This is a genomic window from Massilia sp. DJPM01, from assembly GCF_030348125.1.
In the GTDB taxonomy this organism is placed as follows: Bacteria; Pseudomonadota; Gammaproteobacteria; order Burkholderiales; family Burkholderiaceae_D; genus Telluria_A; species Telluria_A frigida.
Genome location: NZ_JAQOZV010000018.1, coordinates 105,840 through 118,350, shown reverse-complemented (window position 1 = coordinate 118,350; position 12,511 = coordinate 105,840). Strand labels below are relative to the sequence as shown.

The 12,511-nt window shown below is 64.0% G+C and carries 13 protein-coding genes; 7 read left to right on the top strand and 6 right to left on the bottom strand.

What is annotated here, in order from left to right; all coding sequences use genetic code 11:
• The first annotated feature begins 48 nt into the window (after positions 1-48).
• Positions 49-828, top strand: coding sequence for a head GIN domain-containing protein (locus tag PO883_RS14080; protein ID WP_289310331.1), 780 nt, complete (start codon positions 49-51; stop codon positions 826-828).
• Positions 829-832: 4 nt separating this feature from the next.
• On the opposite strand, the gene PO883_RS14075 is transcribed toward PO883_RS14080, so the two are convergent.
• The 4 genes from PO883_RS14075 to PO883_RS14060 all read right to left on the bottom strand — a co-directional run bounded on the left by PO883_RS14075 (position 833) and on the right by PO883_RS14060 (position 4,574).
• Positions 833-3,112 carry a TonB-dependent receptor gene (locus tag PO883_RS14075; protein ID WP_289310330.1) on the bottom strand — a complete coding sequence of 760 codons (2,280 nt, stop codon included), beginning with the start codon at positions 3,110-3,112 and terminating at the stop codon, positions 833-835.
• Positions 3,113-3,121: 9 nt separating this feature from the next.
• Positions 3,122-3,583, bottom strand: coding sequence for a YcnI family protein (locus PO883_RS14070; protein ID WP_289310329.1), 462 nt, complete (start codon positions 3,581-3,583; stop codon positions 3,122-3,124).
• Between the two features lie 31 nt (positions 3,584-3,614).
• Positions 3,615-4,079, bottom strand: a complete 465-nt coding sequence (locus tag PO883_RS14065; protein ID WP_289310328.1) for a copper chaperone PCu(A)C — start codon at positions 4,077-4,079, stop codon at positions 3,615-3,617.
• A 93-nt stretch (positions 4,080-4,172) separates the two neighbouring features.
• On the bottom strand, positions 4,173-4,574 hold the full coding sequence (locus PO883_RS14060) for a DUF2946 domain-containing protein (protein ID WP_289310327.1): 402 nt from the start codon (positions 4,572-4,574) through the stop codon (positions 4,173-4,175).
• 448 nt (positions 4,575-5,022) lie between these two features.
• Between PO883_RS14060 and PO883_RS14055 the strand changes: the two genes are divergently transcribed.
• Complete coding sequence (locus PO883_RS14055) at positions 5,023-6,144, top strand: hypothetical protein (RefSeq protein WP_289310326.1); 1,122 nt, start codon at positions 5,023-5,025, stop codon at positions 6,142-6,144.
• Positions 6,145-6,251: 107 nt separating this feature from the next.
• Here PO883_RS14055 and PO883_RS14050 read toward each other — a convergent pair whose 3' ends face one another.
• Together PO883_RS14050 and purU are read right to left on the bottom strand one after the other, a co-directional pair.
• The gene (locus tag PO883_RS14050; protein WP_289310325.1) at positions 6,252-6,794 is read right to left on the bottom strand and encodes a YaeQ family protein; all 543 of its coding nucleotides are present in this window, start codon (positions 6,792-6,794) and stop codon (positions 6,252-6,254) included.
• Between the two features lie 28 nt (positions 6,795-6,822).
• Positions 6,823-7,692, bottom strand: coding sequence for a formyltetrahydrofolate deformylase (purU, locus tag PO883_RS14045; protein ID WP_289310324.1), 870 nt, complete (start codon positions 7,690-7,692; stop codon positions 6,823-6,825).
• A 139-nt stretch (positions 7,693-7,831) separates the two neighbouring features.
• Here purU and PO883_RS14040 point away from each other — a divergent pair, with 139 nt between their 5' ends.
• The 5 genes from PO883_RS14040 (at position 7,832) to PO883_RS14020 (ending at position 12,462) form a co-directional block, all read left to right on the top strand.
• Positions 7,832-8,863, top strand: coding sequence for an NADP-dependent oxidoreductase (locus PO883_RS14040; RefSeq protein ID WP_289310323.1), 1,032 nt, complete (start codon positions 7,832-7,834; stop codon positions 8,861-8,863).
• Positions 8,864-9,098: 235 nt separating this feature from the next.
• Positions 9,099-9,527 carry a hypothetical protein gene (locus tag PO883_RS14035; protein WP_289310322.1) on the top strand — a complete coding sequence of 143 codons (429 nt, stop codon included), beginning with the start codon at positions 9,099-9,101 and terminating at the stop codon, positions 9,525-9,527.
• Entirely contained in the window at positions 9,470-10,024 is a 555-nt protein-coding gene (locus PO883_RS14030; protein ID WP_289310321.1) for a hemerythrin domain-containing protein, read from the top strand. The genes PO883_RS14035 and PO883_RS14030 overlap by 58 nt, the downstream gene beginning before the upstream one ends.
• Positions 10,025-10,136: 112 nt before the next feature.
• On the top strand, positions 10,137-10,580 hold the full coding sequence (locus tag PO883_RS14025; protein ID WP_289310320.1) for a KGG domain-containing protein: 444 nt from the start codon (positions 10,137-10,139) through the stop codon (positions 10,578-10,580).
• 868 nt (positions 10,581-11,448) lie between these two features.
• Positions 11,449-12,462, top strand: a complete 1,014-nt coding sequence (locus tag PO883_RS14020; protein WP_289310319.1) for an alpha/beta fold hydrolase — start codon at positions 11,449-11,451, stop codon at positions 12,460-12,462.
• The last annotated feature ends 49 nt before the right edge of the window (positions 12,463-12,511 follow it).

The window sequence follows — 12,511 nt, the reverse complement described above, 5'->3', positions numbered from 1 at the left end:
ATGCTACTCAGGAACCCTATCCGACCATCCATACAAGAGGAAGCCGCCATGACCCGAGCACCAACTACCCGTTTCGCCCTGCGCCACCTCATCCTGGCCGCCGCCCTCGCGTGCGCGCTGCCCGCCAGCCAGGCTGCGCGCGGCGGCTGGTTCAGCAGCGAGAAGGTCCAGGGCAGCACCATCATCAAGCGCCAGACGCGCGCGCTGGGGCACTTTACCGGCCTGGCGCTGAGCCTTCCGGCCAAGGTGGAAGTGCGCATCGGCGACACCGAAAGCGTCACCATCGAAACCGACGACAACCTGCTGTCGCTGGTGGAAACCGTGATCGAAGACGGCACGCTGCAGCTGCGTCCCAACAAGCGTAACCTGAACCTCCAGACCCGCACCATGAAGATCGTGGTGCAGGCCAGGAACCTCGATCACATATCGATCGGCGGCTCGGGCAGCATCGATGCCGATGCCCTGCGCGGCGACAAGGTGCGCATCAATGTCGGCGGTTCCGGCTCGATCGTCGTCAAGGGGATCGAAGCGGACAACGCCGTCATCGCCGTTGGCGGCAGCGGCAGCCTGACCAGCGGCAGCGGAGCGCTGAACAAGGCGTCAATCTCGATTGGCGGCTCGGGCGACGTCAACATCGGCAAGGTCAAGGCGCGCGAGGCCAAGATCAGCGTGGCCGGCTCCGGCGAGGCCATCGTGTGGGCCAGCGACAGCTTGAACGCGTCGATTGCCGGTTCGGGCGAAGTCAAATACTACGGCGACCCGAAAGTGAGCAAGTCGGTGGCCGGCTCCGGCAACACCCGCCGCCTGGGCGACGCGCCGCAACGCTGATTTTTCACAGGTCGAAGCGCAGTTCCGCCACCGCCGTGCGCTGGGTGTACGGGTGGAAGGCCCAGTAGCGCGTGTTGTTCACGTTATCGATCCCGAGCGCCGCGCTCCACTGCTTGTTGATCTTGTAGCGCACGCGCAGGTCGGCCACCAGGTAGTCCGACACGCCCATGTAAGTGGCGCCGTTCGGATCGGTGTTGTCCAGCGTTCCGTACTGCTTGCCGCTGTAGCGCACACCCACGCTGCCCACCCAGTCCTGTCCCAGATGGTAAGTCGTCAGCAGGTTGGCGCGCCACCGCGGCACGCGCGGCTGGCGTTTGCCCACGCTGGCCGCAAAGCCGCGGTTTTGCGCGATGGCCGAATCGGCGTAGGTCAGGCTGCCGTTGATGGTCAGCCCGTGCACCATCACATTGTCGCCCTGCCATGCCACTTCCAGTCCGTTGGTCCGGATCTTGTCCACGTTCTGCACGGTGTTGACAAGGCCGGTCAGCGGCTGCGAGTACAGCGCGTCGCGCGTGGTTTCGTGGAACACGGTGGTGCGCAGCGAACTGTCGGCGGACATCCGCTCGGCGGTCAGTTCGCCCGTCCATGAACGCTCGGCGCGCAGGTTGGGGTCGCGGTTGACGATCTGCTGGTCGACGATCGAGCCCTGGAACAGTTCCGCCGCAGTCGGGTTGCGCACCGCGCGGCCGGCCGATGCCTTCAATGCCCAATCGTGCGTGGCCTGCCAGGCCAGCGCCGCTTTCGGCGACCAGCTGGTCTCAACGCGCTCGCCGAACGGCAGCGGCGCCGCCGACGCGGCGTTCGATACTTCACCGCCGTACGCGCTCCAGCGCTCCAGGCGCATGCCCAGGGTGGTCTTCCACTGCGGCGCAAAGCGCCAGGTGTCTTGCGCGTACAGGCTTTGCAGGCGCGTATTGCCGTTGAAGGTAGAGACGGTGGTGCCGTCGCCGGCACTGATCCAGTCGCTGGCGGAAAACACGCGCGTGCGCAGGGCCGCGCTGTCGCTCTGCACGCCCATGTCGACGATGTGGGCCGGCGTCGGGCGCCAGATGCCCTTGAGCGCCAGCGTGGTCCAGCCGCTGCCTTCCATGTCGGTCACGTTGCCACGGCCTGTCTGGCCGACACTGGCGACCGGCACCACCGGCGTGCGCACCATGTCTTTGGCGTAATCGTATTTGCTGGCCGCGATTTCCCAGTCCCATACGCCCCTGGTGTGCTGCTTGAGCGAGAAGCCGTGCATCAGGTGTTCGAGTTTGCCGATGCTGGGCGCCAGGTCCGATGGCTTGAGTTCATAGCGCTTGCCGCCGATGTTGATGAAGCCATTCGCGTCGCCCCGGTACACCGGCGCGCCGGCGGCATCAATCAGGTAGGTCTCGGCGGCGCGGCGGGCGTCGTTGCCCCACCAGCCCAGCGTGTAGCTGGCGCGCAGCGCCGGCGTCACATCATAGGCCAGCTTGATCTTGGCGTGGTCCTGCACCGTGTGCGACTGGCCGCTGGTGCCGATGATCAGCCAGTCCTTGTTGGCCGAATTCCTGTCGGCCACGGCGCCGCTCACCGGCAGGCCGGCCGCGCTGTTCACGCCCGCCGATACCAGCTTGTTGGCGAACACGATCGGCTGGCCGCGGCTGTCCAGGCGCGACACATCGACCCACCACGACCACGCGCCCTGGCGGTTGCCGACCGAGGCGCTGCCCTGGCCGCCGCCGAAGCGCTCGTCGGTGGCGTACTGGCGATAGCGCTGGCTGAAAGCCGACAGCTTCACATGCGCCTCCAGGCGGGTCGGCATGCGGGTCTGGAAGTCGACCACGGCGCCGGCCGAATTGCCCGGATAGGCGGCCGAAAATGGCCCGTACAGCACATCGACGCGCTCGATTTCCTCGGGCGAGACCATGCCCCAGCGCGGGGTGAAGGTGGCGCCGTTGCCGAGCAGGTTGGACAGCAGGATGCCGTCCGCGTACACCAGCGAACGCGCGCTGTTGCCGGTGCCGGACGCGCGGCTGGCCAGCACCGCGTGGTCGTAGTCGCCGATGTAGCGCTTGCGCACGGTCAGGCTGGGGAAGTATTTGAGCGCGTCTTCGCTGTCGGTGGCGTTGATGCGCTGCTCCACCTGGGTGCCGCTGATCGACTCGATGGTGGTCGGGATCTGGGTCGGCAGCGAGCTGGGACGCCCGCCGTTGATGGTCACCGTCGGCAGCGTGGCTGGCGTGTGGGTGGCCTGCGCCACGTTGGCGCTACAGGCGAGCAGGATCCCCAGCGCCGGTACGCTGGTCAATAAGGTGTTCATGGCGAGCCCTTAGTGGTGGGGTGCGCCGGCTGCGGCGGGGACAATCTCGAGTACCGGCGCGGGTGACGCCGGCCGGGCGCCGCTGGCGTCGGGAATGGCGTCCCAGTCCAGACGGCCCTCGTCGCACAGTTGGCTGACCTTGAAGTAGTACTTGCCCGCCGTGGCCGGCAGCTTGACCTGCATCGCGAATTCGTCGAAGTGGGCGTCGGCCAGCGGGCCGCCTTTCCAGGTCAGCTGCCTGGCCGTGCCGGACAGGGTCCAGCCGGCCTTGGGCATCGGCTTGGCGCCTTCGACGCCGGCAGGCAGGGTCACGCTCAGGGTGTGGGTCGGGCTGCCTTTGCAACCGTGGCCGACGCGGAAGGTCAGCTTTTGGTAGGTGCCGGCGCTGGCACTGGTTTGTTCGAGCGTCACGTGGGCGTGGGCAAGCGGCGCGGCCAGGGCCACGCAAGCGAAGAGAATGCGAATGTTCATGGAGATGTCCGAGTCGGTTGTAGCGTCAGGTTCAGTGGGCAGCGGCGTGCGCACCGGGTTGGCCGGTAAAGTTCAGCGGCTTGACGGGAACGTCGATGGTCATCGATTCGCGTCGTTTGTTCGGGTGTTCGACAATCAGGGTCAGCGGCACGCTGTCGCCCGCTTTCAGCTGGCGTTTCAGGTCGATCAGCATCAGGTGGTAGGCCCCCGAAGCGAGTTTGACTGCCTGGCCGGCCGGCAGGGCGATGCTGTCGACCTGCTGCATTTTCATCTGGTCGCCCCGCATCTCCATCTTGTGCATTTCAACGCTGCCGGCAACCGGCGAACTGGCGCCGACCAGGCGTACATCCTTGGCCGACTGCAGCTGCATGAAGGCGCCGCTGGCTTTCTGGACCGGCACGGTGGCGCGCGCCCAGGGGGCGTCGACTTTTACCTGGGCGAAGGCGGACGAGGCGAGCGCGTACAACGCGAGCAGCGCATAACTATTTTTTTTCATGGTCGTTCTCTGAAATAAGGTCTGGTGACGTGGGCCTGGCGGGCAGGCGCGCGACGTCGCAACGGTGCGGCGCGCAGTGCGCCGCAAGAGCTATCAGAGAAGCGTGGGCGGGCCGCGCGGCGCGGCGGCGGTGAGCGCGAGCAGGGGTTGCGGCGCGCGGTAGAACAGGAAAGGACGCAGCTCGTGGCCGCCGAGGATGGCCAGGCCCGTGATTGCGTTCGGCATCAGCGAATACGTGCCGGCGTGCGGCAGGCAGTAGCCGCAGTCTTGCATCATGCCGGCGCCGGTGTGGCTCATCTGGCCGGCGAGCAGGCTGATGGCCTGGACGCCGGGCGTGGCGCGTGCGCTGGGGTTGGTAAGGCAGATGTCCGGATCGGGAGCGTTACCGCGCACGGCGGCAAGCGCGTGCGACATCGACGGGGCGAGCACGTTCATCAGGATCGCGATACACGCGATCCAGATTTGCAGGCGCCACTTGGTCGACTTGGTTTTCATGGGCGAATTATATCGCAGGCATGGGGGCGCCGGGGGGACTAGCGCGGACGGCAAAAGGACTAGGCTGCGCGCGCCGATGTGCCCATCCGCCATCAAAACAACGGTTACAAAAAGCTGAATCTTTTCGTGTCGCTTGACGTAGTATCTGTCAACGCCCACGACCAAGAAACGACCATGCCCTCGCCCGTCCGCCACATCGCCGACGCCGCCATTGCTGTCGCCGCCCCGCCCGCCCCCGGGTTTGCCCACGCAGCACAGCGCGTAGAGTGGCGTGTTCCGGCTGGACGTGGCGACGGGGGCGCCGCTGGCGGTCCACTTATGTTCATCTCTTCCAACAAGGAATCAGCCGATGCATCGTCTTGCTGGCCTGTATGCCGCCCTTGCGCTGTGATGTCTTGCCGCCTCCACCCACGCGCAAGCACTGCCCGCCCTTGCGGTGACGGTCGATGTGAGCCATGTGGGAAAGGATACCTGGCGCGTCGACTATCGCTTTTCGCAGGCGGTAACGGCGGTCGAACTTGAAACGGTCGGCGATTATCGGCAAAAGGCGTGGAAAATGCTCACGCCAGCGATGCGCCTCGAGCCGGCATCACAGTTCGACCGCATCAGCGCCGACGGCAAGCCATTCACCACGGCCAGCATCCAAATCACCACCTTCGACGGCATGGCGCCGAAGTCCTACGCGCCCTTCAACCGCTTCACGGATGGCGGCACGGCGGTTTTCCTGGGGAACTTGCAGGGCAACGCGTATCAGGACCAGCAAGCGTTCGCGATGTCGACCGATATTCGCTTGAAAGGCTTGGCAAAGGAAAACGTGATTGCGCCGCCGCTGAACAAACTGGTTCCCGGCGGAGCGCGCGGCTATGCGTATTTCGGGCCGGCGCAGCCGGTTCGGTCGGGTTCGACGCAGTTCCTGCTCGATCCGGACACGCCGGCGTGGATGCGCGAGGTGGCGCAGGACGTCGGCGCCAAGGTCTCGGCATATTACGAAAAGGCTTACCGGCGCGCGCTCAAGGAGGGCGTGTTTGTGATGTTGTCGGTCTCCGGATTCGAGGAAAAGGGACTGGCGATGAAAGGCGGCGCGGTCATGGGACAGCTGTCCTACCGCTTCGACGGACAGAAGCTGCTGGCCGACCACCCGACATACCGTGAAGTGCTGGCCAGGCTCGTCGCGCATGAAATCGCGCATCTGTGGCAATTGAATGTGTCGCGCGGCGGCATCGGCGAGAACGATCCATGGATTCACGAGGGCGGCGCGGAAGCCATGGCCATCGACGCCTTGCTGAAAACCGGCATATGGAGCCCGCAAAGCGCCGCGAACTATCGCGCGCAGCAATCGGCCAGCTGCGAAAAGCTCGGCAATTCGGTAGCGTCGTTCGATGGCATATATGCGTGCGGCCTGATGCGCTTCGACAGGCTGGGCATCGATATCGTGCCGCTGTGGCGTTCCATGATCCAAACCTCGGAAGCGAAGGGCGAAGTGTATTCCGAACGGATGATCGAAGCCATTGCAGGCGGCGCGGGTGGTGCGCTGCAAGCGCGGGCGAAACATGGCGGCGCGGGCGAGTAGCCCGGCAGCCTTGAAGCGGTATCCGTCCTTCCGACTCGCGCGCGAAAGACGGACAGGAATGCCGGAGCAAGTACGGCCCGGGTTGGCGGGCCTTGCGTCACCCGGGTTTAACGAATGGCCTTGAAATCCTCGCGCTCGATCAGCACCGTGGTCACGCTGTCGGTCAGGTAGATCTGGCCATCCTGGATCGTGCATTGCAGCTGCATATTACGCTGCGCCAGCGCTTCGAGCTGGGCGCTGGCATCGGCCGGGATGTTAATCACGGTCAGGTTCTTGGCCCGCTCGAGCTTGTTGGCGATCTGCTTGTACCAGATATGGCTGGTCGCGCTGTAGCTGTACACGATCACGCGCTCGCTGCGGCCGCACGCTTTCATCAGGCGCTTTTCGTCCGGCTGTCCGACTTCGATCCACAATTCGATCGCGCCGGTCAGATCCTTCTGCCACAGATCCGGTTCGTCGGTATCGAACAAGCCCTTGGTGAAGGTCAGCGATTCGCTCGCGTGGATCGCAAAGGCGAGCAAACGGATCATCATCCGTTCGTCGGTCTCGGAGGGATGCCGCGCCAGCGTCAGGATATGTTCCTGGTAGTAATTGCGGTCCATGTCCGCAATCTGCAGTTCTGCCTTGTAAATCGTCGCTTTAAGTGCCATTGATACGCCTGCCTTTAACTTCTCTGAATTATTTGAAGACGACAGTCTTGTCGCCATTTTGCAAAATGCGGTGCTCCACAAACCATTTCACCGCGCGCGCCAGCACCACGCACTCGACATCGCGTCCGATCGCGCTGAGGGTGTCGGCATCCATCGCGTGATCGACCCGTTCGACGTCCTGCTCGATGATCGGACCTTCATCGAGGTCGCCGGTGACGAAGTGCGCCGTGGCGCCGATCAGCTTCACGCCACGGTGGTGCGCCTGCGCGTACGGCTTGGCGCCCTTGAAACTCGGCAGGAAGGAATGGTGGATATTGATCGCCCTGCCCCGCATCGCCTCGCACAGGCCGGGCGACAAAATCTGCATGTAGCGCGCCAGCACCACCAGGTCGATCTTGTGGGTGTGCATCAGGTCCAGCACGCGCGCTTCCTGCGCCTGCTTGGCCGCCGCATCCGCCCCCGCCGCCAGCGGCAAGTGGTGGAACGGAATGTTATAGCTGGCCGCCAACTGGTAGAAATCCATGTGGTTCGAGACGATGGCCGGAATTTCCACCGGCAACAGGCCGCTCTTGTAGCGGAACAGCAAGTCGTTCAGGCAATGCCCGATTTTCGACACCATCAGCAGCACGCGCGGCTTGGCGTGAGCGTCGTGCAACTGGCCGTTCATGCCCATCTGCGTGCACAGGGCGGCAAAATCGGCGCGCAGCGCGGCGTCGCCGGCGGCGTTTTCTTCCAGCGCAAAATGGACGCGCATGAAAAACAGCTTCGATTCGGCATCGCCGAACTGGGCCGAATCGATGATGTTGCAACCATGTTCGGCGAGGAAGCCCGAAACACGATGCACAATGCCGCGCTGATCGAGGCAGGACAGGGTCAGGATGTATTCTGGATGCGTCATGGTCTTGTAGTGGATGGCGTGGGAACTGCGAACCTTGTATTGTCGCATGCGTCAGGGAAAACCGCCCCACCACAAAAAAGCACGCTCGTGCAGAATTGCGGTATAGTAGACGAATCACTCCCTCACACAAGGATTCGCCATGACGACTACCGCACTGATGAACCAGCAGTTCCGCCTCGCCGCCCGCCCTGTCGGGATGCCGAAACGCAGCGACTGGGAACAAACCACCGAACCAGTGCGCGACATCAACGATGGCGAAATCGTAATCAAGGCCTTGTACCTCTCGCTCGATCCCGCCATGCGCGGCTGGATGAACGACGCCAAGTCCTACATCCGCCCGGTCGCCATCGGCGAAATCATGCGCGCCGCCGGCGCGGGCGTGGTCGTGGCATCGAAGTCCGACAAGTTCGCCGTGGGCGACACCGTGTCCGGCGGCATCGGCGTGCAGCAATACTGGGTCGGCGCGGCCGATGACAAGTCGGCCAAGCTCTACAAGATTTTCCCGGCCATGGCGCCGCTGCCCACCTGGCTCAACACCCTGGGCATGCCCGGCATGACCGGCTACTTCGGCCTGATCGAATCGGGCCAGCCCAAGGCCGGCGAAACGGTCGTGGTGTCGGGCGCGGCCGGCGCGGTCGGCATGACGGTCGGCCAGGTCGCCAAGCATCTGGGCTGCCGCGTGGTGGGGATTGCCGGCGGCAAGGAAAAATGCGATTTCGTGGTGAATGAACTGGGCTTCGACGCCTGCATCGACTACAAGAACAGCTCGGTCAAGGATGGCCTGAAGGAACATTGCCCGGACGGCGTGGACATCTACTTCGACAATGTGGGCGGCGAGATCCTCGAAACCGTGCTCGCCCGCATCAACCTGCGCGCCCGCATCGTCATCTGTGGCGCCATCTCGCAGTACAACACCACCACGCCATTGAAAGGCCCGGCCAACTACATGTCGCTGCTGGTCAACCGCGCGCGCATGGAAGGCATCCTCGTGTTCGACTACGCCGACCGCTATCACGTGGGCGTGGCCGCCATGGCCAAGTGGATGCAGGAAGGCACCTTCAAAAGCCGCGAAGACGTGGTCGACGGCCTGGAAAACTTCCCCGAAGCGCTGCTGATGCTGTTTGAAGGCAAAAATTTCGGCAAGCTCGTGCTCAAGGTGGCCGACGCCTAAGTCGCGCGCCGCAGCGATGATCTGATCAGCATCACCCGGGCCGCCCGTTCGCGGCGGCCCTCTTCCTCCCTCCCCGCTTGACCGAACGCGCCCGCGCATCATGTTCGCGGAACTTTGACGCCTCCCCTCACGTCTATCACATGCCCATTCGACGTCCGTTCGCCTGACCGCGACCGCGTCCTTTCCATGTTTTACGACGAGGACAGCCATGCCATCCAATTCAAGCAGACCATCCATGCGTGCGCAGTTCGACATGCAGGTGGACTTGTTAACCGAGCTGGCCCGCGCGGGCATCGACGCGCTGCGCAGGCTGAGCGAGCTCAATGTACACCTGGTGCGGCAACTCAATGACGATGCCGTGAATGCCGCGCGCGCCATGCTGTCGTGCGGCTATCCCTTCCAGCCGCCCGTGGTCGCCGCAAGCGAGGCGGCGCCGTTCATCGGACACCTGCGCAGCTACCAGCAGCAACTTGGCGGCCTGCTCTCGGGCGTGCAAATGGCGCTGGCCCGGCAGGCGCCAGCGCCGACGGCGCGGCCCACGTCCTGCACGATATCCACCACACGCCGGAGTAAAAACCGGTACACAGCCCAACACGGAGTTCACCCATGTCTACCCACGGTAAGCCAAAAAGCGGCGCGGCGATCGACGCGCTCGCATTGCTGAAAGCCGACCATGAAAAGGTCAAAAGCCTTTTTCGCGAGTTTGAACGTCTGCGTGACGACGAAGACGCTGATGAACGCAAATTTGAACTGGTCGACGATATTTGCTACGAACTGACAGTCCATTCGATGATCGAGGAAGAAATTTTCTATCCGGTGCTGCGCGCGCTGATCGATGACGACCAGTTGCTCGACGAAGCCGGGGTCGAACACGCCGGCGCGCGCGACCTGATCGGCCAGCTCGACGTGATGTACCCGGGCGACGACCATTTCGACGCCACGGTAACGGTGCTGGGCGAGGAAATGGCGGACCACATCGACAGGGAAGAAAGCGCCTTGTTCGACGCCGCGCGCCAGTCCGGCATCGCCCTCGACGACCTGGGCGAACGGCTGTCGGCCCGCAAGGATGAACTGGAGGACGACCTGACCTCGCCGCCGGCCCCGGTCGATGCGATGGAACCGCACAACGGCGCGCGCCGGCCGCCACGTCCGCCGAACTAGTGACGCATCACGGAACTTATGAAGTGAGCACGTCTCTAACCCACATGCCCAGTAACGCGCCAGTAGCGCATGAGAGCGGGGTTCCGATACCGAAGCAAACAAGGAGAACGACATGGCGACAAGTAAGGAAAGTGGAGGCAACAAGAACAGCACATCCGGCGGCAACGCGCAAAAAAGCGGCAGTGGCAATAGCCAGGGTCCCGCCAAGCGCGGCTTCGCAGCCATGGATCAGCATCAGCAGCGCGAAATCGCCAGCAAGGGGGGGCAGGCTGCGCACCAGAAGGGAACGGCGCACGAATTCGATTCCGAGGAAGCGCGCCGGGCCGGGCAAAAAGGCGGCGAGGCGGTCAGCCGCAACCGCGAGCACATGGCCGATATCGGACGCAAGGGTGGCGAGAGCCGCCAATCGGCGGCCCGCAACGCCGCTGCCGCTGCCGGCGGCGGTGCCGGCAGCGATGCTGGCGGCGGTGCTGGCGGCGGTGCTGGCGGCGATGGCGCCGCTGCAAAGGGTTCGCGCCAGGGGAGCAAGGAGAAGGGCCAGGACAAGACGGATTGACCGGCAAGTCCGCTGGCCCCGGCCGGCATGGCAGGTCCGTGTCGGCTGTGGCTGATCCGGTACGACGGCACCAGTGGGTGTTTTCGTTCCGGTGATGCGCTTGCCGCGCTTGTGGCGGCACGCTGCCGGATCGCCGGATTGCCGGGGATGGCTCTCCTGGCAGCTCGCATGCCGCCACCTTCTCATAGCGGCTTGCTTGCATGCCCCCGCCTTCTCATGGCGGCTTGCATGCATGCCGCCACCGGCTTATTGCCTGTCCGGTTTCACGGCTGCTCGCCTGCTCGCCTGCTCGCCTGTTTGGCTGTTTGGCTGTTTGGCTGTTTGGCTGTTTGGCTGTTTGGCTGTTTGGCTGTTCGTTTGGCTGTTCGTTTGGCTATCCGGGCAGACAGTGAGTCTCGATGAGTCCATCGTGCCTCCGTTTGCGCTGGCAACACCGCGCCATGCGGCGGGTGCACGCGCGCACCGCACAGGTCGCCGCCGGAGTAAGCCATTCACCTGGCGCCCCATCCTGGCGTCCAGCTTCGCGTCCATCGTGGCGTCTACCCTTGGCGTCCACCCTGCTTTAGCGCCCGCATACATATACAGATAGTGCGGATGCGCCAACATCCCCGCATAGCCGCCGTGCGCATGAAGAGGGCCGGATGGGTCCCGCATCTCCCACTATGTTCGCGTGCATATACGTATCGGCGCATCCGGTGTCGGGCCATGCCGCGTCCGCATGCATATGACAAGCGCATCAACGCCAGTATGGCGCGCTTTCACGAACAGCAGCTCCCACGTCTCCTCAAACACGGCGAAATAATCTATGATGCAACTCCGGAAGCCGCCGCTGGCGCCCCCCCTCAATCCAACCAGAAAGCCGATTGCCATGCCACGTTTCGCCTTGCGTATATCCATGATCGCCATCGCCGCAGCTTGCAGCGCTTCCAGTTTTGCCCAGGCGCCCGCCGCGGTGGATACCCAGCGCGCGTTTTCCCACCCTAACCAGATGGTCGATATCGGCGGGCGGCGCCTGAACCTGTATTGCAGCGGCTCGGGAACGAACACGGTCGTCTTCGATTCGCCGTCGGGCATGGGGGGCTGGATCTGGTACGCGGTGCAGCCAGAGATCGCCAAGCAAACGCGTGCCTGCATCTTCGACCGCGCCGGCATGGGCTTCAGCGACCCGGCCGAACGCCCCAACACCTCGGAAAACGTGGTCGAGGACTTGCACGCCGCGCTGGGCAAGGCTGGCATCGCGCCGCCTTACGTCCTGGTTGGCAATTCCTTCGGCGGGGGCAACATCCAGTTGTTCACCTACCGCTACCCCAACGAGGTCAAGGGACTGGTGCTGGTGGAAGCCCAGCATGAAGATGAAATAGACCGCATCAATGTCGTCTCGAAAGGCAAGCTCAAGGAAATGAATGCGATGCAGGCGGAGTTTGCAAAAACCTGCGCGACGCAGTCCGAAAAAGGCTTCGCTCCCGGCAGCGAATTGTTCACTCAATGCACTGGCGGCTTCCAGCCGCAGTTCGGCCGCGCCCTGAACGCCGCTTACCTCGCCTCACTGACTTCCCCCGCCTACTGGCGTGCGCGCAATGCCGAGGAAGACGCCTTCGAGACCAGCAACGCCCAGCTGCGCGCGGCGCGCCGGCCGTTCGGCGACCTGCCGCTGATGGTACTGACGCGCGGCGTGTCGCCGTATGCGATTCCCGGCAAACCTCAAAGCGAGCTGAATAAGGCGACCGAAAAAGAAAATTTCATCATCCAGCAGGAGATGGCCGCCCTCTCCACGCGCAGCACGCAGCGGGTGGTGCCGGGCGCCGGCCACCTCATCCAGGTCGACAAGCCGCAGGCGGTGATCAAGGCGATCACGGACCTGCTCGCGCAAATCAAGCCATAATGCGGCATCAGCAGGCGGACCGATCCGCCTGCGACACATAAGGAAGCAG

What these genes read in the sequence shown, in the direction of transcription:
- PO883_RS14080 (WP_289310331.1), top strand. Translation starts at nt 49, where the DNA reads ATGACCCGAGCACCAACTACCCGTTTCGCCCTGCGCCACCTCATCCTG.
- PO883_RS14075 (WP_289310330.1), bottom strand. Translation starts at nt 3,112, where the DNA reads ATGAACACCTTATTGACCAGCGTACCGGCGCTGGGGATCCTGCTCGCC.
- PO883_RS14070 (WP_289310329.1), bottom strand. Translation starts at nt 3,583, where the DNA reads ATGAACATTCGCATTCTCTTCGCTTGCGTGGCCCTGGCCGCGCCGCTT.
- PO883_RS14065 (WP_289310328.1), bottom strand. Translation starts at nt 4,079, where the DNA reads ATGAAAAAAAATAGTTATGCGCTGCTCGCGTTGTACGCGCTCGCCTCG.
- PO883_RS14060 (WP_289310327.1), bottom strand. Translation starts at nt 4,574, where the DNA reads ATGAAAACCAAGTCGACCAAGTGGCGCCTGCAAATCTGGATCGCGTGT.
- PO883_RS14050 (WP_289310325.1), bottom strand. Translation starts at nt 6,794, where the DNA reads ATGGCACTTAAAGCGACGATTTACAAGGCAGAACTGCAGATTGCGGAC.
- purU (WP_289310324.1), bottom strand. Translation starts at nt 7,692, where the DNA reads ATGACGCATCCAGAATACATCCTGACCCTGTCCTGCCTCGATCAGCGC.
- PO883_RS14040 (WP_289310323.1), top strand. Translation starts at nt 7,832, where the DNA reads ATGACGACTACCGCACTGATGAACCAGCAGTTCCGCCTCGCCGCCCGC.
- PO883_RS14035 (WP_289310322.1), top strand. Translation starts at nt 9,099, where the DNA reads ATGCGTGCGCAGTTCGACATGCAGGTGGACTTGTTAACCGAGCTGGCC.
- PO883_RS14030 (WP_289310321.1), top strand. Translation starts at nt 9,470, where the DNA reads ATGTCTACCCACGGTAAGCCAAAAAGCGGCGCGGCGATCGACGCGCTC.
- PO883_RS14025 (WP_289310320.1), top strand. Translation starts at nt 10,137, where the DNA reads ATGGCGACAAGTAAGGAAAGTGGAGGCAACAAGAACAGCACATCCGGC.
- PO883_RS14020 (WP_289310319.1), top strand. Translation starts at nt 11,449, where the DNA reads ATGCCACGTTTCGCCTTGCGTATATCCATGATCGCCATCGCCGCAGCT.